38 protein-coding genes are annotated in these 25,062 nt (G+C 39.9%); 37 read left to right on the top strand and 1 reads right to left on the bottom strand.

Annotated features, from left to right (window positions below; translation table 11 throughout):
* From ACZ5C4_RS17655 to ACZ5C4_RS17585, 15 genes are all read left to right on the top strand, one after another.
* A complete protein-coding gene (locus ACZ5C4_RS17655; protein ID WP_267304261.1) occupies window positions 1–195 on the top strand; it encodes a hypothetical protein in 195 nt (64 codons plus the stop codon).
* Window positions 196–198: 3 nt separating this feature from the next.
* Window positions 199–843 (top strand): AAA family ATPase, encoded by a 645-nt coding sequence (locus ACZ5C4_RS17650; RefSeq protein ID WP_464522137.1) that lies wholly within the window; start codon window positions 199–201, stop codon window positions 841–843.
* A gap of 71 nt (window positions 844–914) precedes the next feature.
* Window positions 915–1,508: a hypothetical protein gene (locus tag ACZ5C4_RS17645; protein WP_464522136.1), complete on the top strand. Its 594-nt coding sequence runs from the start codon at window positions 915–917 to the stop codon at window positions 1,506–1,508.
* A complete protein-coding gene (locus tag ACZ5C4_RS17640; protein WP_464522135.1) occupies window positions 1,508–2,092 on the top strand; it encodes an ERCC4 domain-containing protein in 585 nt (194 codons plus the stop codon). The genes ACZ5C4_RS17645 and ACZ5C4_RS17640 overlap by 1 nt, the downstream gene beginning before the upstream one ends.
* Complete coding sequence (locus ACZ5C4_RS17635) at window positions 2,058–4,160, top strand: VapE domain-containing protein (RefSeq protein ID WP_464522134.1); 2,103 nt, start codon at window positions 2,058–2,060, stop codon at window positions 4,158–4,160. Before ACZ5C4_RS17640 ends, ACZ5C4_RS17635 begins: the two co-directional genes overlap by 35 nt.
* Window positions 4,161–4,469: 309 nt before the next feature.
* Window positions 4,470–4,688, top strand: a complete 219-nt coding sequence (locus tag ACZ5C4_RS17630; RefSeq protein ID WP_464522133.1) for a hypothetical protein — start codon at window positions 4,470–4,472, stop codon at window positions 4,686–4,688.
* On the top strand, window positions 4,672–4,845 hold the full coding sequence (locus tag ACZ5C4_RS17625; protein ID WP_464522132.1) for a hypothetical protein: 174 nt from the start codon (window positions 4,672–4,674) through the stop codon (window positions 4,843–4,845). The genes ACZ5C4_RS17630 and ACZ5C4_RS17625 overlap by 17 nt, the downstream gene beginning before the upstream one ends.
* Before the next feature lie 5 nt (window positions 4,846–4,850).
* Window positions 4,851–5,060 (top strand): hypothetical protein, encoded by a 210-nt coding sequence (locus ACZ5C4_RS17620; RefSeq protein WP_464522131.1) that lies wholly within the window; start codon window positions 4,851–4,853, stop codon window positions 5,058–5,060.
* Between the two features lie 119 nt (window positions 5,061–5,179).
* Complete coding sequence (locus ACZ5C4_RS17615) at window positions 5,180–5,983, top strand: DNA-methyltransferase (RefSeq protein ID WP_464522130.1); 804 nt, start codon at window positions 5,180–5,182, stop codon at window positions 5,981–5,983.
* Window positions 5,984–6,009: 26 nt separating this feature from the next.
* A complete protein-coding gene (locus ACZ5C4_RS17610; protein WP_464522129.1) occupies window positions 6,010–6,918 on the top strand; it encodes a radical SAM protein in 909 nt (302 codons plus the stop codon).
* A gap of 25 nt (window positions 6,919–6,943) precedes the next feature.
* Window positions 6,944–7,234: a zinc ribbon domain-containing protein gene (locus tag ACZ5C4_RS17605; protein WP_464522128.1), complete on the top strand. Its 291-nt coding sequence runs from the start codon at window positions 6,944–6,946 to the stop codon at window positions 7,232–7,234.
* A 1-nt stretch (window position 7,235) separates the two neighbouring features.
* Window positions 7,236–7,418: a hypothetical protein gene (locus ACZ5C4_RS17600; protein ID WP_464522127.1), complete on the top strand. Its 183-nt coding sequence runs from the start codon at window positions 7,236–7,238 to the stop codon at window positions 7,416–7,418.
* Between the two features lie 11 nt (window positions 7,419–7,429).
* Window positions 7,430–7,600, top strand: a complete 171-nt coding sequence (locus tag ACZ5C4_RS17595) for a hypothetical protein (protein ID WP_464522126.1) — start codon at window positions 7,430–7,432, stop codon at window positions 7,598–7,600.
* Window positions 7,581–8,045, top strand: coding sequence for a hypothetical protein (locus ACZ5C4_RS17590; RefSeq protein WP_464522125.1), 465 nt, complete (start codon window positions 7,581–7,583; stop codon window positions 8,043–8,045). The genes ACZ5C4_RS17595 and ACZ5C4_RS17590 overlap by 20 nt, the downstream gene beginning before the upstream one ends.
* 209 nt (window positions 8,046–8,254) lie before the next feature.
* On the top strand, window positions 8,255–9,709 hold the full coding sequence (locus ACZ5C4_RS17585) for a P-loop ATPase, Sll1717 family (protein ID WP_464522124.1): 1,455 nt from the start codon (window positions 8,255–8,257) through the stop codon (window positions 9,707–9,709).
* 309 nt (window positions 9,710–10,018) lie between these two features.
* Here ACZ5C4_RS17585 and ACZ5C4_RS17580 read toward each other — a convergent pair whose 3' ends face one another.
* Window positions 10,019–10,342 carry a sporulation initiation factor Spo0A C-terminal domain-containing protein gene (locus tag ACZ5C4_RS17580; RefSeq protein WP_464522123.1) on the bottom strand — a complete coding sequence of 108 codons (324 nt, stop codon included), beginning with the start codon at window positions 10,340–10,342 and terminating at the stop codon, window positions 10,019–10,021.
* 133 nt (window positions 10,343–10,475) lie between these two features.
* Here ACZ5C4_RS17580 and terS point away from each other — a divergent pair, with 133 nt between their 5' ends.
* The 22 genes from terS to ACZ5C4_RS17470 all read left to right on the top strand — a co-directional run bounded on the left by terS (window position 10,476) and on the right by ACZ5C4_RS17470 (window position 25,017).
* Complete coding sequence (gene terS / locus ACZ5C4_RS17575) at window positions 10,476–11,228, top strand: phage terminase small subunit (protein ID WP_464522122.1); 753 nt, start codon at window positions 10,476–10,478, stop codon at window positions 11,226–11,228.
* Window positions 11,161–12,513 carry a PBSX family phage terminase large subunit gene (locus ACZ5C4_RS17570; RefSeq protein WP_464522121.1) on the top strand — a complete coding sequence of 451 codons (1,353 nt, stop codon included), beginning with the start codon at window positions 11,161–11,163 and terminating at the stop codon, window positions 12,511–12,513. Before terS ends, ACZ5C4_RS17570 begins: the two co-directional genes overlap by 68 nt.
* Window positions 12,510–13,937: a phage portal protein gene (locus ACZ5C4_RS17565; RefSeq protein WP_464522120.1), complete on the top strand. Its 1,428-nt coding sequence runs from the start codon at window positions 12,510–12,512 to the stop codon at window positions 13,935–13,937. Before ACZ5C4_RS17570 ends, ACZ5C4_RS17565 begins: the two co-directional genes overlap by 4 nt.
* Window positions 13,938–13,942: 5 nt before the next feature.
* The gene (locus ACZ5C4_RS17560) at window positions 13,943–15,445 is read left to right on the top strand and encodes a phage minor capsid protein (protein ID WP_464522119.1); all 1,503 of its coding nucleotides are present in this window, start codon (window positions 13,943–13,945) and stop codon (window positions 15,443–15,445) included.
* On the top strand, window positions 15,438–15,662 hold the full coding sequence (locus tag ACZ5C4_RS17555; RefSeq protein WP_464522118.1) for a transposase: 225 nt from the start codon (window positions 15,438–15,440) through the stop codon (window positions 15,660–15,662). The genes ACZ5C4_RS17560 and ACZ5C4_RS17555 overlap by 8 nt, the downstream gene beginning before the upstream one ends.
* A 77-nt stretch (window positions 15,663–15,739) precedes the next feature.
* On the top strand, window positions 15,740–15,949 hold the full coding sequence (locus ACZ5C4_RS17550; RefSeq protein ID WP_464522117.1) for a hypothetical protein: 210 nt from the start codon (window positions 15,740–15,742) through the stop codon (window positions 15,947–15,949).
* A gap of 23 nt (window positions 15,950–15,972) precedes the next feature.
* The gene (locus tag ACZ5C4_RS17545; RefSeq protein WP_464522116.1) at window positions 15,973–16,167 is read left to right on the top strand and encodes a hypothetical protein; all 195 of its coding nucleotides are present in this window, start codon (window positions 15,973–15,975) and stop codon (window positions 16,165–16,167) included.
* Window positions 16,168–16,222: 55 nt separating this feature from the next.
* Window positions 16,223–16,495, top strand: coding sequence for a ribosomal-processing cysteine protease Prp (locus ACZ5C4_RS17540; RefSeq protein ID WP_464522115.1), 273 nt, complete (start codon window positions 16,223–16,225; stop codon window positions 16,493–16,495).
* A gap of 102 nt (window positions 16,496–16,597) precedes the next feature.
* Entirely contained in the window at window positions 16,598–17,236 is a 639-nt protein-coding gene (locus ACZ5C4_RS17535) for a hypothetical protein (protein ID WP_464522114.1), read from the top strand.
* Window positions 17,237–17,243: 7 nt separating this feature from the next.
* Entirely contained in the window at window positions 17,244–18,224 is a 981-nt protein-coding gene (locus tag ACZ5C4_RS17530; RefSeq protein WP_464522113.1) for a phage major capsid protein, read from the top strand.
* A gap of 100 nt (window positions 18,225–18,324) precedes the next feature.
* The gene (locus tag ACZ5C4_RS17525; RefSeq protein ID WP_464522112.1) at window positions 18,325–18,567 is read left to right on the top strand and encodes a hypothetical protein; all 243 of its coding nucleotides are present in this window, start codon (window positions 18,325–18,327) and stop codon (window positions 18,565–18,567) included.
* A gap of 13 nt (window positions 18,568–18,580) precedes the next feature.
* Window positions 18,581–18,976: a head-tail connector protein gene (locus ACZ5C4_RS17520; RefSeq protein WP_464522111.1), complete on the top strand. Its 396-nt coding sequence runs from the start codon at window positions 18,581–18,583 to the stop codon at window positions 18,974–18,976.
* Window positions 18,945–19,355: a DUF6751 family protein gene (locus ACZ5C4_RS17515; RefSeq protein ID WP_464522110.1), complete on the top strand. Its 411-nt coding sequence runs from the start codon at window positions 18,945–18,947 to the stop codon at window positions 19,353–19,355. The genes ACZ5C4_RS17520 and ACZ5C4_RS17515 overlap by 32 nt, the downstream gene beginning before the upstream one ends.
* Entirely contained in the window at window positions 19,355–19,687 is a 333-nt protein-coding gene (locus ACZ5C4_RS17510) for a minor capsid protein (RefSeq protein WP_464522109.1), read from the top strand. Before ACZ5C4_RS17515 ends, ACZ5C4_RS17510 begins: the two co-directional genes overlap by 1 nt.
* The gene (locus ACZ5C4_RS17505) at window positions 19,684–20,115 is read left to right on the top strand and encodes a hypothetical protein (protein WP_464522108.1); all 432 of its coding nucleotides are present in this window, start codon (window positions 19,684–19,686) and stop codon (window positions 20,113–20,115) included. The genes ACZ5C4_RS17510 and ACZ5C4_RS17505 overlap by 4 nt, the downstream gene beginning before the upstream one ends.
* Before the next feature lie 5 nt (window positions 20,116–20,120).
* A complete protein-coding gene (locus ACZ5C4_RS17500) occupies window positions 20,121–20,654 on the top strand; it encodes a hypothetical protein (RefSeq protein ID WP_464522107.1) in 534 nt (177 codons plus the stop codon).
* 81 nt (window positions 20,655–20,735) lie between these two features.
* Window positions 20,736–21,074: a DUF6673 family protein gene (locus tag ACZ5C4_RS17495; RefSeq protein ID WP_464522106.1), complete on the top strand. Its 339-nt coding sequence runs from the start codon at window positions 20,736–20,738 to the stop codon at window positions 21,072–21,074.
* A complete protein-coding gene (locus ACZ5C4_RS17490; RefSeq protein ID WP_464522105.1) occupies window positions 21,071–21,685 on the top strand; it encodes a bacteriophage Gp15 family protein in 615 nt (204 codons plus the stop codon). Before ACZ5C4_RS17495 ends, ACZ5C4_RS17490 begins: the two co-directional genes overlap by 4 nt.
* Before the next feature lie 57 nt (window positions 21,686–21,742).
* Window positions 21,743–22,741: a hypothetical protein gene (locus ACZ5C4_RS17485; RefSeq protein WP_464522104.1), complete on the top strand. Its 999-nt coding sequence runs from the start codon at window positions 21,743–21,745 to the stop codon at window positions 22,739–22,741.
* 192 nt (window positions 22,742–22,933) lie between these two features.
* Entirely contained in the window at window positions 22,934–23,587 is a 654-nt protein-coding gene (locus tag ACZ5C4_RS17480; protein ID WP_464522103.1) for a Rha family transcriptional regulator, read from the top strand.
* An 84-nt stretch (window positions 23,588–23,671) separates the two neighbouring features.
* On the top strand, window positions 23,672–23,851 hold the full coding sequence (locus tag ACZ5C4_RS17475) for a ribbon-helix-helix protein, CopG family (RefSeq protein ID WP_464522102.1): 180 nt from the start codon (window positions 23,672–23,674) through the stop codon (window positions 23,849–23,851).
* A 539-nt stretch (window positions 23,852–24,390) separates the two neighbouring features.
* On the top strand, window positions 24,391–25,017 hold the full coding sequence (locus tag ACZ5C4_RS17470; RefSeq protein ID WP_464522369.1) for an ORF6N domain-containing protein: 627 nt from the start codon (window positions 24,391–24,393) through the stop codon (window positions 25,015–25,017).
* Window positions 25,018–25,062 lie beyond the last annotated feature (45 nt).

Genomic DNA, 25,062 nt, shown 5'->3' with positions numbered 1-25,062 from the left:
ATGAACGATAAAATACATATACCTGCGAAAAAGATAATTCCGGAAGGACAGGAAGTAATCAAGATTACCCCTGTGGCATACAGGGCACTTGCGGAAGTTGTAAATGAGTCTGGAAGAAGTATCCGGCAGGTTGCAAGCATGATTATTTTACAGGCGATAGAAAAAGATTTGATTGTATATGACAGGGAGGAATAGGCAATGAGCAAAGTGATTGCAATTATGGGCGAGAGTGGAGCAGGGAAGACAACATCCATGCGAAACTTAGACCCGACAACAACATTTTATATTGACTGCGACAAAAAAGGCTTGAGCTGGAAAGGATGGAAAAAACAGTACGTTGAAGGAAAGAACTACTTTAAAGGCGACGTTCCGACCAATGTCATGCAGTGTTTGAAAGCTCTGGATAAAAACGAGAAGTATAAAGATTTCAAGACAGTAATTGTGGACACGTTAAACGGCATTATGGTAGCTGAAGAAATGAGAAACGTGAAAGTTGCAGGATATGGTAAATGGACAGATTTAGCTTCTTACATTTACGAAATTGTTGATTATGCATTATCAATGCGTGATGATTTTACGGTTATTTTTATTTGCCATTCCGAAACTATTTCCGATGATAACGGAATGATTTTCACGAGAATCAAGACAAACGGGCGCAAACTGGACAAGATTGTGCTGGAGAGCAAATTTACAACAGTGTTACTTGCGGAATGTAAGGATGGAAAGTATATCTTCCATACTCACGCAGATCGCAGTTCCGTAAAGACTCCGCTTGGAGCATTCGAGGAAGACCAGATGGATAATGACATTATAGAAGTAATCAAGGCGTTGGAGGATTATTAATGTCAGAGTAAAAAAGAAGCTATAGAGCTTTGTTATATACAACCATAAACATTATAGAAGGAGATTTGAAAATGAAAAAATTTAAAGATTACAATGAAACACAGAGCTATACAGAAAGTGCAAAATTGCCAGTTGGCGGCTATATTGTGAAAGTTCAGAATATAAGGCTTGAAGAAGGAACAAACGGCAATTCAGACCGTTTAATTCTTATGGTAGATGTCAGCGAAGGTGAACATAAGGATTTCTATAAAAATCAGTATGAAAGCCAAACGGGTGAAGACAAAAAATGGAAGGGCACATTCACAATCTATTGTCCAAAAGACGATGGATCGGAGCAGGATAAATGGACAAAACGCCGGTTCAAAACTATCATGGAGCACATCGAAGCATCCAATCCAGGATATTCATGGAACTGGGATGAGAATACGCTGAAAGGGAAATCGTTTGGCGCACTCGTTGGAGAAATCAATACGGTTATAGACGGGCGGGATATTTCATACAATGCGATCCGTTTTACTACAACAGTGGATAATATTAAGAAAGGGAACTTTAAAATTCCGGAGCCATATACGAGAGGCGCCACTTCAGCAGGTGCAAAAAAAGAAGCAACGGGAAGTGAAGACTTTATGAGTGTTGACGGAACACAGGAGGAAATTCCATTCTGATGAATCATTTTGAGATTGACGACTGTCTCAAGTCAATGCAGATTATCGTAGATTCCAATGAACAACCGTCAAAGCGGGCAAAGAAGAGATATGAGGCTTTCGAGTGTCCGTATGTACGGCAAAAAATTGATTATGGAGATTATACATACAATTTTATGTTTCCGAACGGAAGATGGCTGTATGGTCCAAACACAAGGGTTTTCCCGCCTGTTTCAATCGAGCGTAAAGCAGATCTGGCAGAACTGTCACAATGTTTCTGCCAGTCACGCCAACGCTTTGAACGAGAGTTTGAGAGAGCATTGAAGAATCATGCGGATATGTATCTCCTCGTAGAAGATGCAACGTGGGAAAATATCATAAACGGTAAATATGCTACTCATTACAATCCGAAAGCATATTTTGCCAGTATCACGGCATGGCAGGCAAGATACGGCATAAAAACGATATTCTGCAAATCCGAGACGAGTGGAAAAATAATTAAAGAAATCTTGTACAGAGAGTTGAAGGAACGGCTTGAGCAAGGTTTTTATGACTCGGAGGTGAAGGAAAATGGAATATCCATCAATGTACCATGCAGCAGTTGAATATATCAAAATGGGACTCGCCGTTTTTCCACTCGAAAAGCATGGAAAGAAACCGATTACAAAAAATGGGTGTAAGGATGCCACCCTTGATGCCGCACAAGTAAAAGCATGGTGGCAGGATAATCCGGAAGCAAATATCGGTATTGCAACAGGCCGGAGAAGTGGCGGGATTTTTGTCATTGACCTGGATGTAGACGAAGATAAAGGAATTGATGGATACCACACGCTAGAGGACTGGCAGAGAGAGCATGGAAATTTTCCGGATTCATGGATTTCCATAACTGGACGTGGCGGATACCATATATATTTTAGATCTGACCAAGAAATAAGGAACAGAGCCGGTATTATTGATGGCGTGGATATTAGGGGTGAGGGCGGTTATGTGGTTGCCCCGCCATCTATCCATGCAAATGGAAACCGATACGAATGGGAATATGCACCAGAAGATATTAAACTGGCTGAAGCAAATGACACGGTAAATTATTTTGTTGACATAGGGAATAAATCTAGCCAGCGCTTTGCAGCACCTGAAATTATTAAAGATGGTACAAGAAATCAGACACTATTTCGCTTTGCTTGCATGATGCAGTCCAAGGGAGTGAGCGATCAAGCTGTGTATGCAGCAACGCTGGCCGAGAATAATGCAAAATGCGCTCCACCGTTATCAGATTTGGAGTTGAAGAGGATTGTTGACAGCGCGCTTGCATATGAAAAAGGTAAGCCGATATTTGTGAATCAGGACGGAAAAGCAACACAGGGACAAAGAGAGCCGATTTTTTCAACAGATGACAAAGGAAATATCAGACAGAGCATAGCCAATATATGCGAGGCAATAGAGTATAATCCAGAACTATACGGAAAAATAAAGTACAATATTCTTTCATATTCTCCATTTATTGTGGGGGCATTACCCTGGGAGCACGTCAATACATATAGGGAGTGGAATAATTCAGATGACAGCAATCTAAAGAGTTTCATCGAGGCAAGATATGGTCTGAAAAGCATGGAAAAGATTATGGAAGCACTAAATATTGTAGTAAACAGGAATCCATATAATCCAGTTAAGGAAATGCTTGAATCGCTGTATGAGAAATGGGACGGTAAGACTGGGTATATAGAAAATTTACTGCCAGATTATCTGGGAGTAGAAAAGAGCCAATATACCACAGAATGTATGAAACTATTTATGCTTGGAGCAATAAGCAGAGCATATAAACCGGGATGTAAATTTGATTATATGCCTGTACTGGTGGGTAAGCAGGGAATAGGGAAATCAACCTTTCTGCGGCTATTATCTATGAACAACTCTTGGTATAACGACAATTTCAATACTGTGGAAGGCGATAAAGCGCCGGAAAAGCTTCGCGGAATGTGGATGGTAGAGCTGGCGGAGCTACTGGCTACAAAGAAGGCGAAGGAGGTAGAAAGTATCAAGGCTTTTTTAACATCTACAGTTGACACCTACCGTCCGCCATATGGCAGACGCACGGAGCAGCGCCCGAGGGTGTGCGTGTTTGCGGGGACAACCAACAATGACCACTTTCTAACAGACCGAACGGGAAATAGGCGTTTTTTGCCGATTGTAACAAGAAAAGACTATGTGAAAAAATCCATGTTTGAAAACAAGGAGCAGGTCACAAAAGATTTTGAGCAAGCGTGGGGTGAGGCGATGAGCCTGTTTAAGGAAGCAAAAGAAACACCTGTGCTTGTTCTTCCGAAAGCGTTGCACGGCTATGTCGAGACAATGCAGGAAGTTTTTATGGAAGAAGATGTGAGGGTAGGTATTATTCAAGAGTGGCTGGACAACACAAGAGAAAATCGTGTTTGTGTTGCTATGTTATATCAAAAGGCACTCGGAAATGAGGATAATAAGCCAAACCGAATGGAATCGAATGACCTTCACAGTATTATGCTCAATCTTATAAAAGGTTGGCACAGGCTGGACAATGCAAACGGCGGCAGGGCGAAGTGCGGAATATATGGTACACAGGTTTGCTATGAACGAGATGCAGCAGACAGGGATGCAGACGAATTTGAACCGATACAGGAGAAATTACCGTGGGAATAATAGAGGTTTTACACTTTAGCATACTAAAGATAGTAACGGCTAGTAACGGGCTAGTAACCCTCTAGTAACCGCAATAAAGCCCGTGGTTGACACATTTCTTATACTATGGTTACTAAAGTTACTAGAAAATCATATAAAGTAGAAAAAATAAAAATATATATAAAAAGGAAAACATAGGAAAATAAGATAACCTAGTAACCAAGAAAATATTTTTTGTCGTCTTAAAATATGGACAAGACCAGTAAAATCAAGGACTTTCAGGATTTAAGCATTGGTTATTAGGCGGTTACTAGAAAGGATGATAATTATTTGGAACTGAAAAAAGTCAATGAATTATTCAATGACTGCTATAAATTGTATAAAAATTTTAGTCAAATGGACTTGCTGGACAATGATTTACAAGATTTAATTAAAATATCTGACTTAATTAATAAAAAGTATAATACAGAGTTTTCAAAATCAATGGTACTTGCAGTTATTGATGAGATAGAGAGAATCGAGAAAAAGAAGCATGGAAAAACAGAGTAGAAGGCTAAAGCACCGCATCGGGAGCGACAGAATCTATGCAGTGTGGAAAACAGCAGCGGAGTATATGAATTTTTATGAGGACTGGATAAGAACATGCTGCCGGATTAGCAGAAATAAAAATAACCCGAACAGGAAGCTGCTGAAACGATGGGAGTGAGCTAAATGGATGAAGTTATCAGACAAAGAATAGAAAAGCTGATACACAGCTATGAGCGTCAGATGAAGAGGAATGAGAAGAAAGAAAAGGAGTATGAGGGCAGGAAAAAAGATTTGACAATACATGGGTACTGGTCGCTGGGGAGTTACGGCGCAAAAGCAATGTTGTATGCGGATGTGATTGACGATTTGAGAGAACTCATTGAAGAGGACTAATGAAGAATAAACGAAGAAAGAGAAAGGAGCCAGCCTCCGGCCGGGGCAAAGGTATACCGGGCTTCTTAGAAAAAATGGAAAGAAAAAGAAAAGTAAAATGCGAACTGTATAGAGACTCTATGCAGAATTATAAAAAATATGGAATACCACCTGCGCAACTGATTATTGCAGATGTGCCATACAACGTTGGAAATAATTTCTATGGGAGTAATCCTATGTGGTACAAAGGTGGGGATAACAAGAATGGAGAAAGCAAGCTGGCTGGAAAGGCAGCATTTAATAGTGATTTTAATTTCAATCTTTATGAATATTTTCATTTTTGCTCAAAAATGCTGAAAAAGGATGATAAAAGGCCAGTACCGCGCGGCCGTAGTTCAAATAGTCCGTGTATGATTGTATTCTGCAGCTTTGAACAGATACAGACACTTATTAATGCAGCGGCTAAACATGGATTTATTCACTACATACCGCTTATATTCTGTAAAAATTACAGTCCGCAGGTATTGAAAGTAAATATGCGAGTGGTGGGAGCTACAGAATACGCCTTGCTGTTATACAGGGACAAACTCCCGAAGTTTCGCAATGGCGTACAAGTTGATGAAAACGGAAAGAACATACGCGGGACAGGAAAGATGATATTCAACTGGTTTGAATGGGAGAGAGATGGAAAGGAGATTCCTAAAATACATCCGGCACAAAAACCTGTCAAAGTTTTGAAAAAGCTGATTGAAATTTTTACTGACGAAGGCGACGTAGTTATAGATCCGTGCTGCGGAAGCGGAAGCACTTTAAGGGCGGCCCTGGAAACAGGAAGAAGCGCATACGGTTTTGAAATCGACAGAAATTTTTATAATCGGGCAAAAAATGAAATGCTTGCATGGCAAGATGACGGTCAGATGAATATTACGGATTTTATAGGATGACAGAAAAAAACTAAGAGGGAGTGGAGATGAACATACAATTAATTGATGTAGACGGACATAACTTTCCAAATCTTCCATTGATGAAGCTGTCTGCATGGCATAAAGAACAGGGCGACAATGTAAACTGGTATGATCCGCTTACGGCATGGAAAGACCCACCAGACAGAGTGTATATGAGTAAAGTGTTTACTTTTACACCGGATTATCAGCACTTTGTACATGGAAAAGAAATAGTAAAAGGCGGAACCGGGTACAATTATCCGGAAGGCGGAAAGGAACTTCAAAAAGAGATAGAGCATATATACCCGGATTACGGTTTATACCCTGAACTTTGCAAGAATACGGCTTATGGCTTTTTGACACGCGGCTGCCCGAGAGGGTGCGATTTCTGCATAGTCAGCAAAAAGGAAGGAAAGCAAAGCTATAAAGTGGCGGACTTGTCGGAATTTTGGAGAGGACAAAAGCATATAAAACTTTTGGATCCGAATATGTTCGCTTGCCGAGAGTGGCGAGAATTATCCGAGCAGCTTATTAATAGTGGCGCATGGATAGATTTTACGCAGGGGTGCGACATCCGAATTATGACAGATGAAAAAACGGCATATATCAAGCGTATGAAAATAAAACGGATTCATTTCGCGTGGGACAGATACCAAGATAAAGAGGAAGTTGTGGAAAAATTCAAAAGGTTCAAAGAATTAACAGGATGGAGCAGAGAAAAAATGTCAGTCTATGTACTGACGGGATATAACACAACATTTGCACAGGATTTAGAGAGGATATACACGCTCCGCGATATGGGATATAACCCGTATGTGATGATATACGACAAACATAAATTGCCGCAGGGCAGCAGGCTAATAAAATTACAAAGATGGGTAAATAGCAAGTATGCGTTCGCGGTATGTAAAAAGTTTGAAGATTATAAAAGATAGCGAAACAAACGAAGGGAGAGCGAAGATGGAGAGATTAACGGATTCAGGAAGACAATATCATTCCTGCGATTTTATGGAAGATGGAATATATATCTTCATAAATAGATTAAGAAAATATGAGGACACCGGCCTCACACCGCCGGAAGTACAGGAACTGAAGGAGCGAGATACGGCGAAAGGGGCGCAGAAGGCAGAAGAACAGCCGTATTTCCGGAAGCATTTCCACAGTTACATATGTCCGGTGTGTCACAAGAAAGTTGAATCAAGATGGATATTTTGCGGGCACTGCGGACAACGTTTGAAACAGGAGGACTGACATGACAGTAAAAGAACTGGAAGAATTTTTGAAGAATGTAAAAGATAAAAGTAAATCAGTGTATTTTTATCACTGTGATGATAATCCGTTCAGTGATGGGATTGGAATAGCAAATGTGTTTGAAGTATCAAAAGACCAAGAAAATACAGGAGTTTTTGAAGGCGTGTATATACAAGGGTGTTAGGAGGACTGTGATTGAGAACCAGGAAAGAAACGCATCAGGACAGCAAAGAACATCATAACAAGATGGCGGTGACAATAATGATACAGGCACAAGCGACGCAGATAGAGCACAAGACGGTTGAGGAGTATCTGGCAGAGAAGTACAAGATGGGGAGTGTTGCGGATGGACAAGAGCATACTTAGCGAATATGCAGACATGAAAGAGGAAATAAAAGACCTGCGGCGCAGGATTACCGAGGATCAGAAAAAGATAGACAGATTAAACAGACTTATTGTGGTTGATTCTGTGACATGCGGCAAGAAAGGGAAGAAGCCCATCCGCACAGTAAAGATAAAAGGCTTTCCGAAGATGGAAATAGAACACAGACGGGCACTCCTTGAACGGCGGCAGGCAAAGCTTCGTATGCTGGAGACAGACCTGATAGAAAAGCAGCTGCAAGTAGAAGAGTACATACAGACGATTGAAAAGAGCGAGCTGCGGATTATGTTCCGGTTGTATTACATAGACAGCCTTACGTGGTATCAGGTTGCTATGAGGATGAATCAGATATTCCCGAAGCGCAGGATAAAGTACACAGAGGATAATTGTAAACAAAGGCATAAAAGATTTCTTGAAAAAGTTGCTTAAATGTCACGCAATGTCACGGTAAAATGTGTTAGTATGCTATAAAGCCGAAAGGTGTAATGCTGGCCGACTTTCTCCCACACAAACGAAAACAGAGGACGCTCTATACAAAAGTATGGGGCGTTTTTCTTGTTATATTGAAATATGCTGGATTTAGGTGTAATATAACATAAAGTGTTTAAAAACAGAACATATAAGAGGGGGAAAATTAGATGAAATTTTCTGATTTTGAATTTGGATTTGCAGACGCAACAAAAGAATATACACGCGTACCCCAAATTTTTGAAGAAGCATTTTGCGATACTAGGCATATTATTGATAAATTATTAAATTCATATGAATTTTTATTAATAGGTAGAAAAGGCGTAGGAAAGTCTGCATTTAGTTCAAAAATTCAATCACTTGCGCAAACAGACAACTATTTATACGCAATACCAATGAACCTAAATGATTTTGAATTTTCAACATTTTCTAAAACTAGTATAGATAGTGAAGTTTCAGGTACACAAAAATATAAAGCGTCTTGGGATTTTTTATTAATGCTTTCTATTTATAAAATATTATTTAACGAGTTGCAAATTACGGAGATAGATGAAATTAATAATATAATATTTCTTTTGGATAAAATGGGATTTGGTTTGGATTCTGGATTTAAAGCTGATGTAACTCGTTTGTCAAAATTAAAAGTAGGCGCAGCCATTTTTAAATTTGATGCGGAATTTGAAAGAGAATTTTTGATTAAGCCAAGTACATACTTGGAGCGTATTACCATTATGACAGAAAAAATGTTAGATATTTTGTGTAATACAGAATTGAATGGAAGACAAATATCTGTGATTATTGATGGCTTTGATGATATATTAAGATATAAAAAGCATAAAATGGAGATTATAGCTAGTTTAATCCGCAGTGCAGATTATATTAATGATAAGTTGCTGCAGAGTGGGAAAAAAATAAAAATATTGCTTCTTATCCGTGCAGATTTGATTACTATGGTTACTGATCCGGATTTAAATAAAATTATTCAAGATGGAGCTATCGTATTAAATTGGGCGGATAGATTGGGAGATTTAAAACATCTTGTAGACCTACGTTTTAGTATGGGCGGGTTATCTATTTCAGAAGCAGAGAAATGTTGGGATAACATGTTCCCAAGTAAAATAAAAGGTAAGAATTCTTGGGATTATGCTCTTGATCATACATTATATAAGCCAAGAGACATTTTACAATTTTTAAAATATTGTCAAAATGCATATCCTGATAATTCAAGGCTATCTTTATCCGAAACACAAACGGTATTAAAAGAATATTCTAATCAATATTTTATCGAAGAAATGAAAAACGAATTAGCAGGATTTGTAGAAGATGAAATAATTGTATCTATTCCATCAATATTTAGAAGATTAGGGGGGAGAAAGTTTGATTTATCGGAGTTTAATAAACTTTCTAGTGAACAATGTCCTGGGAAAGAAATTACAATAGATGATACAAAAATGTTGATGATGTACTTATTTGAAGCAGGGTACATAGGTCAATTGGTTTCATCTGGAAAAGATAAAAAGAAATCAGTTATTTTTAAATATAGAAACTCTACAGCTAGAATAGATTATTATCAACATTTTATAACACATCAAGGATTACATAAAGGCTTAGGCGTTAGATTATGACAAAAAGATAACTCCCCGGACAAACCGGACGGGAGTTATCTTACAGCCAGCTGCTAATATATTGTATGACTATTATACAATGTATTATTCAAAAATTCAATGAGTAAAGTATTAAATTTTATGAAATAATGCATTTTACATTTTTTTGAATTCTTAAGGTATAATTTTTATCATATATGTATATTGCTCTCTAAGGTGATAGCGTGAACAAAAAGTGGCAGGAACAGCAGAAGAGACAAGCAAAGAAGCACCCTTCGGGGTGCTTTTCTCATGCGAAAAAAAGGGAACCCGTTTAAAGGTTCCCTAAAATCACTGTACAAGATGATGATACAGAATATCAATAAACTGTCCATTTGTAGGCTTATCTGTAAGCGGATACATAGCGATCTCCTTGAGCAGAGCAGAATTCCCCTGTTCCCAGCAATGCTTTATAGCGGTCCGCAGACAATGCTCTACGTTGAAGCATGTAGTAGCATAGTGGGTAGCAACCTCCATACACAGAACTTTGTAGACAGACGTGAGATAATCCTCATTCTGAATACAGAGAGACAGAGCATAAGCTAGGTATTTGTGTCCCAGATAAGTAGAGTTGATACCGAGACGTAAAAGTAAGTTTTGAATTTTTTTGTCCATAGTTAGGACCTCCTTTATTAAAATTTTCCGGAAATATTTTAAATGGAAAAATATGGAAATCTAAATAAATAGAGAAAAATAGATAATAATCGACATAAATAGACACGAAGATGATTTAAGAGAGGTGAGGTGAGTGCCGAAACAGCGAAGCCCAGATTCTTACAAGGCGGAAGAATTATACAAGCAGGGTATGAAGTTAGTTGAGATTGCAAATCAATTAAATTTGCCGGAGGGGACTGTAAGAAGATGGAAGCATTCATACAAATGGAATACCGAACGTTCGGAAAAACAAAGCGAACGTTCGCATAAAAAGAAAGGCGCCCAGCCGGGCAACAAGAACGCTGTGGGGCACGGGGCGCCGAAGAAAAATAAAAATGCAGAAAAGTTCGGTTTCTTCTCGAAGTATCTTCCGGAGGAAACCGTTTCTATTATTCAGGAAATGCCTGAAGACCCGCTGGATATTCTGTGGGACCAGATACAGATCGCTTATGCGGCCATCATCCGGGCGCAGCGGATCATGTACGTTATAGACAGCGACGATAAGACGGTTGAGAAGATAGAGCATAAGGATGGAAACGTGATTGGAGAGCGCTGGGAGGTACAGCAGGCCTGGGACAAGCAGGCGAACTTTTTAAGTGCACAGGCGCGGGCGCAGAAAACGCTGGACAGCATGATTAATCGGTATGAGGAATTGCTGCACAAGAACTGGAAGCTGGCAACGAAGGAGCAGAAGATGAGGATACAGCAGATGAAAGCGAATACGGAAAAGTTGAGGAAAGACAGTGGGTCGGATGAAACTGAAGGAGTTGAGATAATCAATGACGCCCCAAAAGAAACAGGTCAGAATCTCGGAAATCATAATTCCGAAGTATCTGCCGATATTTAATGATCGAAACTATAAGCATATCATATTGACATCGGGACGTGCCGGAACGAAGTCAAGTTATGCTGCAATACGTGCAGACTATCAGATTGTGTCAGATTCTCACGGTTCTGTTGTAGTCCTGCGTAAACATCACAATAAATTACGTAAGACCGTTTACAAAGAAATGCTGCGGGGAATCAGCCGATTGAAGATAGCGAAGAACTGCTTTATCATTACGAAGTCACCAATGGAGATAACCTACAAGAAAACAGGTTCAACAATCTATTTCTCTGGTTCAGACGGCATAGACGATACGAAAGGTATTATCGACGAAGATAAGCCTATAAAACTGGTTATTTTGGATGAGCTAACAGAGTTTTTTGACGACGGCGAGGGTGAAGATGAGCTGCAAAATATAGAGGCAACCTTTATCCGAGGGAATTCTTCGGGGTTCCAGATGATTTATCTGTATAATCCGCCGAAAAACCCAAACGCTCCGATTGTAAAATGGTGCAAAAAAATGGAACGGCGCCCAGACTGCGTACATATCCATACAGATTACCGGGATGTGCCTCCAGAATGGCTTGGAAGGGACTTGATAGAGTCTGCCGAAATGATGAAAAAGCTGGATGAAAAACAGTACAGATGGGTTTGGGGCGGTGAAAGCATTGGTGTGGATGAATTGATTTATTACATGTTTTCGGACAGACATAAATCAAGACCCACACAGAAGAAATACCAGCTGATAGGAATAGGTGTTGACTACGGTCAGCAGAACGCAACCACGTATCAGCCGTTTGGACTTGACATTTATCATAAAAAATTAGAAGGAATTGCAGAATTCTATCATTCTGGCAGGGATACAGGAAAGCAAAAATCGCCGTCAGAGTATGCAAAAGAATTTATAAAGCTTACCGATACATTGCATGAGAAATATTCGTGCAATGCTTTTTATGTATTTATAGATCCATCTGCTAAAGGGCTTTCGGAGGAAATTAAAAGAGCAGCAGTGGGACGCTTTTATGGTATTTCTATTAAGGACGCAGATAATACAGTGGCATTGGGAATTTCCAGGGTACAGAAATGTTTGACCTATGAGATTTTGACGGTATCTCCGGAGCAGGAAAAGCTGATAGAAGAATTTGGACTATATGAGTATGACAAAGACCTGCTGGACAAAGGGAAAGAACAGCCTGTAAAACTGAACGACCATTGTATGGATGCGGTAAGGTATCTTGTTATGGGTTTGTGGAGCAAGCTGAAGTATTTCCTTCCTGTAACAGAAAGAGAGGATGAAAGTAAATGAATATCATAAAATATTTGAATAATGCCGGGTATGATACGGTTGATACGGGGTTTTATACACTGATAAATACCTGGAAAAGCTGGTATATAGGAGATGTGCGGAAATTTCACAGATACAAAATGTACAATGGAAAAGAGCATGTGTCATGCAGGCGTTTAAGCCTGGGAATGGCAAAGAAATTGTGTGAAGATATAGCAGACCTTTTATTGAATGAAAAGGTTCAGATAACTATACAGGATGCAAATACAAGCGACTTTGTTATGCAGGTTTTAAAAGACAACAATTTCTTTGTACTCGGCAATGACTATCAGGAGAGGAAAGCTTATACGGGGACAGTGGCATATGTTCCTTACCTGGAAGGGATGACGGCAGACAATGAAGGAAATATTTTACCGTATGAGGGCGGAAACATAAAAATTAATTATGTGTCAGCTTCAAATATATTTCCTTTGTCCTGGGGAAATGGATATATTTCTGAATGTGCATTTGCATTTCCAAAAGTAATCGGGACAAAAAAATATGTACATATTCAAATACATAAATTGGAAAATACAAGTTATGTACTCGAAAATCATATTGTTGAATGTACCAGTGGAGCAGGGACAGAAGTTCCAAAAGAACAGTGGGGAGCATTAAAAGGTTTTGAAAATATGGCGGAACGGTTCTATACGAATTCTCCGGAAAGGCAGTTTGTAATTGACCGACTGAATATAGCAAATAACTCTGACAAGGATAATCCAATGGGTATGGCGATTTTTGCAAACAGTATCGATGTGCTGCAGGGAATTGATACCGTATATGATTCTTATATCAACGAATTTGTATTAGGGAAAAAACGAATCTTTGTAGCGCCAGAAATGCTGGGTATAGATGTATTTGGAAATCCGGCATTTGATCCAAATGATGTGGTTTTTTATAAATTGCCGGAAGGCTATCTGAAAGAAGGAGGAAAGCCGATAGAGTCAGTTGACATGAATATTCGGGCAGATTCACATGAAAAGGCGATTAATGACAATCTGAATATGCTGTCAATGAAATGTGGCTTTGGACAGAATCATTACAGGTTTGAGAATGGAAGTATACAGACTGCAACACAGGTGATTTCTGAAAATTCGGATATGTTCCGGTCACTGAATAAGCATGAACTCATTCTTGAACCCGTACTGGATGAATTAATCCGTATTATTGCAAGGCTGGGTCAGGTAATCGGGCAGGATACAAAGCCGGATACAGAGGTAGTGATTGAGTTTGATGATTCAATAATCGAGGATAAACAGGCAGAACGGCAGTCAGACAGGCAGGATGTCAGTATGGGTGCTATGAGCCTGGAAGAGTACAGGGCAAAATGGTATGGAGAGACGCCAGAGGAAGCTGCAAGGAAAGTTGTACAGGAAACGCCAGAACCAGATCCAGCAGAGGAGTGATGTAAATGACGCCGGAGGAAAAAGGAACTCTGCCGCTTGAGGTAGAGGCTCTGTTTTATTCGTTACAAGGGCGGATTTATTCAGATGTAGTACGAAGAATTAAAAAAGTTGGCGAAATTACCAGTACGGCGGATTACCAGATAAATAAACTGCTTATTCTTGGAAACAGTACAGAGTTTATTGAGCAGGAAATAAAAGAACTTACAGGATTGACAGATCCGGAAATATGGGCGCTGTATGACAAAGTCTGCGACTGGGAATATGTGAGATATAAAGATGCATATGAGCAGATAAACGGACATTTCGTACCGCTGGAAGAAAATGAACAGGTAAGGCAATGGGCAGAGGCTATTATAAAGCAGACAAAAGGAGAGATTAAAAACATTACCCAGTCAATGGGATTTTCTGTGGATATAGGCGGCGGAAGGACAGCATTTACTCCCTTTGCGGAATATTATCAGAAATATCTTGACCGCGCCTGTATGGATATAGTGACAGGAGCGTTTGACTATAATACGGTTCTGCGCAGAGTAGTAAAGGAAATGACAGCCTCTGGGCTGCGTACAGTCGATTATGCTTCCGGATATAGTTGCCGTATTCCTGTGGCAGTACGGCGTGCAATTATGACAGGTGTTTCTCAGTTATCGGCACAGATTAATGAGAAGATAGCAAAGGATTTAGGCACAGATACCTTTGAAGTTACCTGGCATGCAGGGCATAGACCTTCCCATTGGTGGGGCGGGAATGTGTATACGAAGCAAGAACTGATTTCTGTATGCGGTTTAGGAGATGTATCCGGCCTTTGCGGTGCAAACTGCCGGCATAGTTATATGGCATTTGTGAAAGGGTATTCTGTCCGTACATATACACCAGAGCATCTCCGGGAACTGGAAAGAAAAGAACAGCAGACAAGAGCGTATAACGGAAAAGAATATACTCCTTACCAAGCTTCACAGGTGCAGAGACAAATGGAAACAAAAATGCGGAACCAGCGGGCATATGTGAAAGGGCTCCAGCAGGGTGGGGGAAGTACAGATGATGTCATTGCAGCAAAATCCAGGTATTTGAATACCCTTCATCAATATCAGAGTTTTTCAAAGAAAATGAAACTGCCAGAGCAGATGGAACGGGTGTATATGGATGGGCTTGGAAGAGTGGCATTTGGGACGACAAATTATACAAAATTTATTGCAAAAAAATCTAGTATTGCTATAATAAAAGAAAAAGAGAGCAAACTAAAGATGAACCTACAGTTTTTTTCTGAAAAGGATATAAAGAATCAGGAATCAAATTCTTTAAAACGTGCGATTAGAAAATATCAAATAAGAATTGAGGAACATGAAGCAAAGATTTCTGACCCTAAAGTATTTTATCCCGAATGGGACAATTATGATACCCGGTATCAAGAAGGTCTAAAACGCCACTGGAACAAAGAAATTCGTAATTTCAGGCAATCTATTCAAGATAGGATAGAAGAATTGAAAAGTAGAGGTGATTACCATGAGTAAATTAAGTGAAGAATCTTTAAAGTATATTATTGCCCGACTTGTTGATAATGCCAATGATGCTGTTGAAGAAAGTGAAAAAGATAAATCAGACACGTTTAATCAAGGGCGCCGTTTGGCATATTATGAAATGTTGGATATTTTAAAAAGTGAATTGGATGTCAGAGATGTCGACTTGAAAGAATTGGGATTAGATTTTGACGTAAATAAAATTGCATAGGCGTTGTTTTTGCTCATGAAAAAGCATTAAAGGCATATAAATTGGAGTTAGAGAAATTTTTGAAAGATGGTGAGTAAATGATTCAGATTCTTGATAAGCTGGTTGTTGGAAGTAATACTTCAATAACTATTCCTGGGGACGGTTCCGATATGAAAATAGGACATCAGCTGACTGATCCGAAAGGAATTCCGCATGAAATTTTATTAATCGCCATGATAGAATATGAAAAACCGGAAAATATTGTAAAATCTACCACGGTTTTTGTGAAGGGAATCTGGCAGGAATGAATCAAAAAAATTAAGGAGAAATAATGAAATTAAAATATAAAGGAGAATCATTTGGCGTAGATTCTCTGACTGATGGGGAAATATACGAAGCGACAGAAGAAAATGGAATGTACAGGGTAACCGATGATAGTGGAGAGGATTATCTGTATTCAAAAGAGAATCCGGCTCCGTTGGATGGAAGCAGTAAAGGCGGAAAATGGGAAATCGTTGAGGAATAATACCATTCATTCTTCGGAGTGAGTGGTATTTTTATACTCATTTTTAGGAGGTAGAATGACAAAAATCACATACACAGAAAGCGGCATTATCTTTTCCGGACATGCCGATAACCCTATTGTCTGTCATGCAATTTCCGCAATCAGCCAGATGGCAGCGAATTATGTGGCAGACAATAATTGGGGGACCGTATTATCGGCAGACGGTTATCTGGAAATCAGAGACATAGATGAAAAATACTACGGAAACGATTTGTTTAAAGCCATGAGTAAGGCGATTGAGGATATAGAGGAAGAATATCCCGGAAACGTAAAAATTGAATATAGATAAGAGAATAAGAGAGCTTGGAAACAGGTTCTCTTTTCATATGTCCAAAACGTGATGACATGAAAAGCTCGGGAGCCTGTCGAGGCGAAACGGAGGTAGAAGGAAATGAAAAACAGAATGTATTTACAGCTTTTTGAGGACGGCGCGGGAGCTGGCTCTGCAGGAGGGCAGGGTGGAAATGCCGGGACTGGCAACGGCGGCCAGAATGGAAACGTCGGAAGTGGAAACAGTAATCAGAATACTGGAGGCAATCATGCAACATACAGTTATGAACAGGCACAGGAAATCGCAGAAGCAAGAGCGCGGCGTGCAGAACAGTCAGCACTTAAGTCCTATTTTCAGCAACAAGGAATGACTCAAGAGGAAGCAGCGCAGGCTTTATCTGATTATCGTGAGAAAAAGAGAGCGTCTCAACCAAATGTGTCTGAAATTCAGGAAGAACTTGAGGCAGAAAGGGCAAAGAATGCACAGTACGAAAATGAAAAAATCTTGATTAAAAAAGGTGTAAAGCCGGAAGATTTGGACTATGTTGCATTTAAGTCTGCAAAGTTGGTGGATGAAAAAACAGATTTTGCAAAAGCAGCGGATAAGTTTTTAAAAGAAAACCCACGCTTTATAGGCGGAACTGGAAATACAGGCGGAACATACAGAGTAAGCACAGGAGCCCAATCAAGCGGCGCTTCTGGTACAGGCAATCCAAATGATAGTATTAATGCTGCAATAAGAAAAGCAGCAGGAAGGTAGGTAAAAAATGAACAAAAACAGAATGAATTTAAGACGGTTTGAAAATGATGCGGTCATCATTGACCGTACTGGGGCGGATACCCTTATCCCGGAAGAAAAAGCGAGGGAAATTATTCAGGGAGTTGTGACGCAGTCCGCGGTACTGGCGCAAGGGCGCAAGCTTCCGAACATGTCCAGCAAGACATATAAAATGCCGGTGCTTGACATGCTGCCGCTGGCGTATTTCGTAAATGGAGATACAGGACAGAAACAGACTACGAAAATGATGTGGGACAAGAAATTTATCACTGCGGAGGAAATCGCCGTCATTGTGCCGATTCCAGAGGCCGTATTGGATGATTCCGATTATGACATTTGGGGAGAGGTACGTCCGAGAGTGCAGGAGGCATTTGGAAAGGTGATTGACGGTGCGGTACTGTTTGATGTAAACAAGCCGACTTCTTGGCGGGACGGAGTAGTGACGACTGCAACAAAAGCAAAGAGCGTAGTGACTCTTGGGGCGTCAGATGACCTTTACGATAAGATTATGGGGGTAGACGGGGTGATCGCTAAAGTTGAGGAATCCGGATTTTTCGTTTCCGGTCACATGGCGGACATTACTATGAGAGCAAAGCTGCGCGGATTGAAAGATACCACAGGACAGCCGTTATTTAAGTCCGATATGCAGAGCGACACAAGGTACTCCCTTGATGGTTCTCCTATGACATTCCCAAACAACGATTCTTTTGATAAATCAAAAGCACTGATGATTTCCGGGGATTTCTCACAGCTTGTATACTCCATCCGACAGGATATTACATTCAAGCTGTTTACAGAGGGAGTAGTACAGAATACGGACGGTTCTATCGCATATAACCTTATGCAGCAGGATATGGTGGCTCTTCGTGCAGTAATGCGTCTTGGGTGGGAGATTCCGAACCCAATTAACTCTGTACAGTCTGATAAGACAAAACGCTGCCCGTTCGCAATCTTAAAGGCGGGGGAATAACGCCCCCGTCCACTGATGCCGTTATTGGCACGGGGGTAATCGGAACGGCAACAATTGCACCAGAACCAAAACAAAAAGCAAGAGCAAGGAGGAAATAAGGATGGCATATACAAAAACGACATGGGCAGACGGAAATGTAATTACAGCGGATAAGATGAATAACCTGGAAACAGGTGTGGAAACTGCGAATAATGGAATTCCTTCGACAGCAACGACTGCAAAGGCCGGCTTGGTAAAACAAGCTGCCTTAGTTGCGGAAGCTGCCGGGGAGAATGTTACGAAAGCAGAGTTTAAGGCATTATTGGATGCGCTAAAAGCTGCCGGGATTATGGCAAGCTCATAAGGCGGTGAACTATGTGATCCAGGTGAATTATGCATTTTATGAAAATGAATATGCAGGTACAGTCATACCGGATGAAGAATCTTTTAAACAGCCGGTTTTAAAGGCAAATATCTATCTAAACCAGGTACTGCACAAAGAACCATCTGAAGAAAAATTGAATCTGGTACAGTTATGTCTGTGCGAGTTATCTGATTTGATTTATCAGGATGCCGCAGTCCGTAATGAGCATAGCGGAAAAGATGTACAGTCTGAAAATACGGACGGTTATAGTATTACCTATGCGTCCAGGGAAGGAAATTCCCTGGATGTATCTGTATATGATACTATCCGGCGTTATTTATCTAATACAGGGCTTCTTTACTTGGGGGTGGATTATTGTGCTGACAAATGCTGCAATTACAATTTTTAATTGTTTTCCTGACAGGGAAACTAAAAAAATAGTATATGTTCCGCATTATATTGAGCATGTATGGTTTCACACAAATCAGAAGACTTCAGTTGTGGAAGGCGGACTTTCCAGTGCAGATGAATATCTGATAAGAATCCCCTATTCGGAATGCTCCGACTGGCTGCCGCCTTCTGATTTTAACGAACTGGCAGATACGGGAGAAAAGTGGACAGTACAAAACAATGATTTTTTCATTACTGGAGAGTGGCCCGGTGCGGAAAATGTAAGCGGGATAGCTGAAATAAAAAAAGAATTTTCCGGTGAAGTCGGGAAGGTATTGAGTCATTCGGAGAATTTTTTCGGCTCTTCAAAGCATATTCGAATAGGAGGCGGAGCCTGATGGGAACAAAGATAAGGCTGGAAATAGATCCAACAGATAAGATACTGCTGAAAAGAAGCCTGAATAAGAACGGAAACGGACAGCGGTTCTTTAACCATGAGGTAAGGCGGTTGTCTGATCCATATGTGCCGTTTTTAACAGGAACTTTGAAAAATACAGCAACGGAAGAAACGAGCCGTATTATTTATAATACCCCTTATGCCCGCAGACAGTATTATGAGAACAAAGGGAACGGCCTGCGCGGCTCACACTGGACAGAGCGCATGTGGGCGGACCGTGGGAAAGAAATAGTCCAGGCAACAGCAGCATATTGTGGAGGGAAAGCCAAATGAGCGTAGCAAGTAAGGTAAAAGAATTTATAGAAACCTGCCCGTTTTTGGAAGAGTTCGGGCAGGCAACTTTCCCGGTTGTGAATCTCAATGTTTTAGAAGAAAACCCGACTATGTACAGCATTGAGGAAACACCAGCAGAACCCATTATAAAGAGATTTGCAAACGGGGATACAGTGAGGCAATATGTATTTTCACTGTGTTCCAGGGAATTGTATGGGCCGGCAGAGAATGAAAAAACAGCAGAGTTTTACGAAAAGTTTTCAGACTGGCTGGAGGATTGCACAAGAGAAGGAACTCTCCCGGTATTATCCGGCCAGCTGCAGAGTAAATCAATACGGGCAACTACAAATGGATATTTATATGACAACCAGGGAGAAAAGTGCCAATACAGGATACAATGTCAATTTATTTATTACAAACGGAGGTAAAGAGAATGGAAATGAATTTACAATTTTTTGCAGAAGAAACAAATACAGGAGTAGTGGGAAGGTATCAGCATCCGGGGTACATTGATGTAACAGGAGGGGGAGAAGAACCACAGTATGAACTGCTTGGCTTCGGTGTGACGCAGCTGGACGATTCGCCTTCCGCACAGACAACGTCAAAACGGTATGTAAATCAGAAATCAGCAACACAGTCACTCGGCTCTTATGAGTGGACAGCTCCACTTGAATTTGATCTGATTCGTTCCGAAAAGGCAATTGAGTACATTGCAGATATAGGAGAAAACGAAAAAACAGGAGCAGCAGCGGAAACATATTATGTGAAAGTGTTTATGGAGAAGCCGGGAGAACCATCACAGGCGAATACTTTTAAAGCAAAACGCCGCAGGGTGGCTGTGGAAGTATCAGAATTTGCTGACAACGATGGAGAAATCCAGGGCAGCGGAAATCTCCTTGCAGTTTCCGACTGGGTAGACGGAACTTTTAATACACAGACAAAGACATTTACACCGGCGGGGGAATAGAGGCCCCCGCAAATAATGCCTTGATTGGCGAGGGCGTAATAGGCAAGGCAGAAGTCGGACAGGGAAAGGAGTAACGGTAGTATGGAGATACACGGTGTTGAGTTAGATTTTTCGTTATTTAACGAAGATAAAAAAGAAGTAAAGGAAAAGTATTTTGTAGAACTGCAGAAAATGTCCCACGTAAAAGAGAATATGCCGGACGGTACAGAACAGGAGAAAAGTAAATACCTGTGCGATTCGATTAAGTGTATGTTTGACAATATATTCGGAGAAGGCACAGGTGTTCAGGTATGCGGCGAAGATAATGATCTTCTGAAGCATATGGACGCATATGATCAGCTTGTAAGCGAGCAGATACGGCAGCAAGATAAGTATGCGGAAATAATGAAGAGGATAAAAAACATGAAGGTGAAAAAATGAGTGTTTTAACTTCTCCTTTCCCAATGTCGCTGACAATAAACGGTGTGGAGTGTCCGATTAACCCGGACTTCCGCACTGTTTTGCGCTGTTATGAAATACAGGGAGATAAAGCGGAACTGTCACAGGAGGAACTGCTTAAAATTTTGCTGCTGTTTTATAAAAAGCAGAGAATGTTTACGGAGGAGCATGTCAATAAAATGTACTGGTTCTTTTCCTGCGGCAGAGAGAAGGAAAAGAAACACTTCCCCAGGAAGATTGCAGGGATAAACGATAAACAGCCGTTTGACTTTGAAAAGGACGCTGATTTGATTTATGCCGGCTTTATGCAGCAATACGGCATAGATTTGCAGACAGAGGACATGCACTGGTGGAAGTTTATGATTCTACTTGAAAATTTAGGAAGTGACACCCGGCTGAATAAGGTAATGGAATACCGGACGATTGACACAAATAATAAGAACCTGTCAAAAAGGGAAAGGGAGTTTTACAAGGCTATGCAGAGATACTATGGCATTGACGTAAAAGTCCCGGAAATGAGCGAACGGGTGAAGCAGATAGAGGAAGCCCTGCTAAAGGGCGAGGATGTGAGCCAGTTGCTAAAAAATTCATAGTGAATTTATCTGAAATATGGTATAATTTCCCTATCTATACAAAAGGGGGGAAGCGCTATGAAGAAGATAGTAAGTATGTTGCTTGTAGTAAGTCTGTGTTGCGGTATGATTGTTGGATGTGGAAAGAAAAGAGTTGTTACGAATGACTTTGATTCTGAAACAAATAAGACGGAGTCGCTTAATGAATATTTCTATGAAGTCCCTAAAAACTGGGAAAAAGGGGAGGACTCTACAGAAGATACCATATATTTTTATCCAGACGAGGCAATGCTTATGGTATCGTATTCTGAAATGGATGAAAGTATTCTAGATAAAGAAGTAAGAGAAGAGTTTATTGATGGATTTATCTCTTCACTAGAGAATTTTAAGATAAAAGAAGAGTCAGAAATAGAAGTAAATGAAGAAACAGCATATAAGTATGACATGAATGTAAAGCTGTCTGGTAAAGATTTTACTGCAGAGATGATTCTTTTAGATGGTGCGGGGGGAGTTATTAGTTTTATGATGGCAACTCTTCAAACTTCGGAAAATGATTATAGTGAAGATTTTGGTGAAATTATCAAAAGCATACATGAGACATTGCCATTTATTACTACAATTGATGATGTAGATAGTACAGTATCTATTTTAAATATGGCAGGAAAATGCGATTATCATTCTAATGGCATTACAACATCAGAAAATGGAACAACGATGGAAATGTTAATTGATAGTACTAACGGAACATCTATAATGATTATAGGTGATGAAAACAAAAATATTACTTTGATTATGGGTAATTCGGACACAAAAGAATCTCTTACATCCGTAGGGACAATAATGTTGATGGGAACAAAAGTGCTGTCAACGAATGCTTCGGAGTTTATTGCAAATTTGGCACCCGACAATTTGGAAAAAATGGGGAATGAAGTGGATGACATATTGACAGAAACCATAGATGGAGTTACATACACTATTCAAAAATTAGATTCTGGTTCTTATTCTTTTGCATTACAACGGGATTTTGAAACTAAAGAAGAGTATGAGGATTATGTTAAAGAAAATAATCTAGAATAATGCGATTTATGCCACCTGCTCCGGCGGGTGGTATTTTTGTACCTGTTTTTAAGGAGAACACATGAGATTAATTGAATACAGGGGAGAAGTCCTGTCAGGGTATGTTCCTGACCTCCCCAAAACTACCGGAAGGTGTGACGAAATGTCATGCCTTATTTTGATACTTAAAATTCAACGGAAAGGATTGGAAATATGTTAGTAGAAATTAAAAGAATCAGCAAAATGGAAATGACGGTAGTAAGTAGCTTAGACGTGGCAGAAACGTTTGAAAAAAGACACGCAGACGTATTAAGAGATATTGAAGAACTTGGGTGTAGCAAGGATTTTAGAGAACGCAATTTTGCGCTCTCTAAATATTTGATTGAAAATAACAAGAGAAGCTATCCAATGTATTACATGACAAGAGATGGTTTCACTATCCTTGTTATGGGTTACACTGGTGAAAAAGCCATGCGTTTTAAAGAAGCATATATCAAACAGTTTAATGCAATGGAAAAAGCTTTGCAGGGCAAACTCATTGAAAGGGAAAAAGGAATTGCAGTCAGACAGTCACTCACAAAGGCGTTGCAACAGTCTGCTGAAAATGAGCGCATGCACGGTCATGCTTATTCTACATACACGAACTGTATTTATAAGGTGCTGTTTGGGAAGAACGCAAAACAGTTAAGAGAAGAATTAGGAATCAGTAAAAAGGACAATCTGCGTGATTATCTGTCAGCAGAGGAGTTGAAAGCTATTCAGTCTATGGAGTGTCTTGTCAGTGGACTTGTAGACTGCGGTTGGGGATACGACCAGATAAAGGAGTTTATACAGCAGAACAATACCATGTTGCAGATTGCGGCGTAGATTTTTTAAATCACCTCTTGACAGATTGTAGCTACATAGATATAATGAAAATGTGGCTACAAACTGAAAGGAGGGGGAAGAGGAATGTCACCAAAAATTGGACAGAAACTTACTGATAAACCTAAAGATGTAACAGTTCGAGCGAGAATGGATAAAGAAACCCTTGAAAAACTAGACTATTTGGTAAAAAAACAAGGACTCGATCGATCAAAAGTTATACGAAACGGTATCGAAAAACAGTATGAATCTGAACAAAAGAAATAGAACGTTGCCCGACTACCAATCAAAACAACGTTCTACGCTGAGGAACTTCCTCTATGAAATATTGTATCATTTAAGGAAGTTCTTCGCAATCAAAAAATGAAAGCGAGGAAAATCAACATGCAATTACCGCAGATAAGGCAGTCTTGAATTTCAAGATTGCCTAAAATTATGCTTGACAACGTAGCGCGCTACGATATATAATTGTAGTACGCTACAAAGTGAGGTGATTGTTATAGCGGATAATAGTAGAGCCGATTATTTCAGACAGCGCCGTGAGAATAGAAAATCTTTTAACGTTCTTTTAGAAAAAAGCAAAGCGGAAAAATTTGAAAATAAATTGAAAGAATTGAAAAAGAGTAAAACGGAATGGCTTAATGAAAAAATCGACGAGGAATTAAAAAAATAAGAGCAAGCGGTCAACTTGGCGGAAGACGCTTACTCTTATTGTACCAGAAGTATCTTTCTGATAAATCTATCATATCAGATGATGATACTTCTTTCAAGAATCAAAATTTGAAAGGAGTTTTATTGTGAAATTGATGTTACCGCAGACTATTGAAAGAAAAGGGATAAGGGTACTTACTACAAAACAAATTGCAAAGGAATATGGGGTAAAAGAACAACAGATAAGCCAAAATTTTAAAAATAACAGAACAAAATTTATTGATGGAAAACATTACATTTCATTATCTGGAGACGAATTGAAGGAGTTTAAGAAGCACTTCGAAAAAATCGAAGTGGTCAATGGAAGGGCTTCACACCTCTACCTCTGGACAGAGAAAGGCGCACTTCTCCATGCAAAGTCACTTAACACTGACAAGGCGTGGGAAGTATATGACTATCTGGTAGACTACTACTTTCGGGCAGAGGAAGAAAAGAAAGTGTCCACACCTGTGGAGACGAAGTCAGTACCAGTGATAAAATCAAAACCGTATACAAGAGAAGTAGTGGATGTCCCAGAAAATCCGGAAGTCCTTAAAGCAATCCAGAAAATTCGGGATGATTTGACTTGTATGGATGTGCTTTTACAATACTGTATACGTTATACAGAGAAAAAGGCATATAACAAAATCCAGAGTGCGGCGGCAGAGGTATTGCCTATCATTGTACAGGACTGGAATAAATTCTTTGATACTGAACCAAAGATAATACAGAAAGTATATTAAAATTACATAACGGTAATCAGAACACCTGTCTTTTGATGGGTGTTC

Source organism: Mediterraneibacter flintii (assembly GCF_055387595.1).
This window is presented reverse-complemented; position numbering and strand designations above follow the sequence as displayed.

Excerpts from the sequence above, each read along its gene's own strand:
- ACZ5C4_RS17560 (WP_464522119.1), top strand. The coding sequence starts at position 13,943 with ATGACGCCGGAGGAAAAAGGAACTCTGCCGCTTGAGGTAGAGGCTCTG.
- ACZ5C4_RS17510 (WP_464522109.1), top strand. The coding sequence starts at position 19,355 with ATGGGAACAAAGATAAGGCTGGAAATAGATCCAACAGATAAGATACTG.
- ACZ5C4_RS17610 (WP_464522129.1), top strand. The coding sequence starts at position 6,010 with ATGAACATACAATTAATTGATGTAGACGGACATAACTTTCCAAATCTT.
- ACZ5C4_RS17470 (WP_464522369.1), top strand. The coding sequence starts at position 24,391 with ATGTTACCGCAGACTATTGAAAGAAAAGGGATAAGGGTACTTACTACA.
- ACZ5C4_RS17505 (WP_464522108.1), top strand. The coding sequence starts at position 19,684 with ATGAGCGTAGCAAGTAAGGTAAAAGAATTTATAGAAACCTGCCCGTTT.
- ACZ5C4_RS17580 (WP_464522123.1), bottom strand. The coding sequence starts at position 10,342 with ATGGACAAAAAAATTCAAAACTTACTTTTACGTCTCGGTATCAACTCT.
- ACZ5C4_RS17525 (WP_464522112.1), top strand. The coding sequence starts at position 18,325 with ATGGCATATACAAAAACGACATGGGCAGACGGAAATGTAATTACAGCG.
- ACZ5C4_RS17485 (WP_464522104.1), top strand. The coding sequence starts at position 21,743 with ATGAAGAAGATAGTAAGTATGTTGCTTGTAGTAAGTCTGTGTTGCGGT.
- ACZ5C4_RS17625 (WP_464522132.1), top strand. The coding sequence starts at position 4,672 with ATGGAAAAACAGAGTAGAAGGCTAAAGCACCGCATCGGGAGCGACAGA.
- ACZ5C4_RS17600 (WP_464522127.1), top strand. The coding sequence starts at position 7,236 with ATGACAGTAAAAGAACTGGAAGAATTTTTGAAGAATGTAAAAGATAAA.
- ACZ5C4_RS17570 (WP_464522121.1), top strand. The coding sequence starts at position 11,161 with ATGACGCCCCAAAAGAAACAGGTCAGAATCTCGGAAATCATAATTCCG.
- ACZ5C4_RS17495 (WP_464522106.1), top strand. The coding sequence starts at position 20,736 with ATGGAGATACACGGTGTTGAGTTAGATTTTTCGTTATTTAACGAAGAT.
- ACZ5C4_RS17545 (WP_464522116.1), top strand. The coding sequence starts at position 15,973 with ATGAAATTAAAATATAAAGGAGAATCATTTGGCGTAGATTCTCTGACT.
- ACZ5C4_RS17635 (WP_464522134.1), top strand. The coding sequence starts at position 2,058 with ATGGAATATCCATCAATGTACCATGCAGCAGTTGAATATATCAAAATG.
- ACZ5C4_RS17645 (WP_464522136.1), top strand. The coding sequence starts at position 915 with ATGAAAAAATTTAAAGATTACAATGAAACACAGAGCTATACAGAAAGT.
- ACZ5C4_RS17565 (WP_464522120.1), top strand. The coding sequence starts at position 12,510 with ATGAATATCATAAAATATTTGAATAATGCCGGGTATGATACGGTTGAT.
- ACZ5C4_RS17480 (WP_464522103.1), top strand. The coding sequence starts at position 22,934 with ATGTTAGTAGAAATTAAAAGAATCAGCAAAATGGAAATGACGGTAGTA.
- ACZ5C4_RS17655 (WP_267304261.1), top strand. The coding sequence starts at position 1 with ATGAACGATAAAATACATATACCTGCGAAAAAGATAATTCCGGAAGGA.
- ACZ5C4_RS17550 (WP_464522117.1), top strand. The coding sequence starts at position 15,740 with ATGATTCAGATTCTTGATAAGCTGGTTGTTGGAAGTAATACTTCAATA.
- ACZ5C4_RS17540 (WP_464522115.1), top strand. The coding sequence starts at position 16,223 with ATGACAAAAATCACATACACAGAAAGCGGCATTATCTTTTCCGGACAT.
- ACZ5C4_RS17490 (WP_464522105.1), top strand. The coding sequence starts at position 21,071 with ATGAGTGTTTTAACTTCTCCTTTCCCAATGTCGCTGACAATAAACGGT.
- ACZ5C4_RS17650 (WP_464522137.1), top strand. The coding sequence starts at position 199 with ATGAGCAAAGTGATTGCAATTATGGGCGAGAGTGGAGCAGGGAAGACA.
- ACZ5C4_RS17615 (WP_464522130.1), top strand. The coding sequence starts at position 5,180 with ATGCAGAATTATAAAAAATATGGAATACCACCTGCGCAACTGATTATT.
- ACZ5C4_RS17555 (WP_464522118.1), top strand. The coding sequence starts at position 15,438 with ATGAGTAAATTAAGTGAAGAATCTTTAAAGTATATTATTGCCCGACTT.
- ACZ5C4_RS17475 (WP_464522102.1), top strand. The coding sequence starts at position 23,672 with ATGTCACCAAAAATTGGACAGAAACTTACTGATAAACCTAAAGATGTA.
- ACZ5C4_RS17585 (WP_464522124.1), top strand. The coding sequence starts at position 8,255 with ATGAAATTTTCTGATTTTGAATTTGGATTTGCAGACGCAACAAAAGAA.
- ACZ5C4_RS17500 (WP_464522107.1), top strand. The coding sequence starts at position 20,121 with ATGGAAATGAATTTACAATTTTTTGCAGAAGAAACAAATACAGGAGTA.
- ACZ5C4_RS17535 (WP_464522114.1), top strand. The coding sequence starts at position 16,598 with ATGAAAAACAGAATGTATTTACAGCTTTTTGAGGACGGCGCGGGAGCT.
- ACZ5C4_RS17605 (WP_464522128.1), top strand. The coding sequence starts at position 6,944 with ATGGAGAGATTAACGGATTCAGGAAGACAATATCATTCCTGCGATTTT.
- ACZ5C4_RS17620 (WP_464522131.1), top strand. The coding sequence starts at position 4,851 with ATGGATGAAGTTATCAGACAAAGAATAGAAAAGCTGATACACAGCTAT.
- ACZ5C4_RS17590 (WP_464522125.1), top strand. The coding sequence starts at position 7,581 with ATGGACAAGAGCATACTTAGCGAATATGCAGACATGAAAGAGGAAATA.
- ACZ5C4_RS17640 (WP_464522135.1), top strand. The coding sequence starts at position 1,508 with ATGAATCATTTTGAGATTGACGACTGTCTCAAGTCAATGCAGATTATC.
- ACZ5C4_RS17530 (WP_464522113.1), top strand. The coding sequence starts at position 17,244 with ATGAACAAAAACAGAATGAATTTAAGACGGTTTGAAAATGATGCGGTC.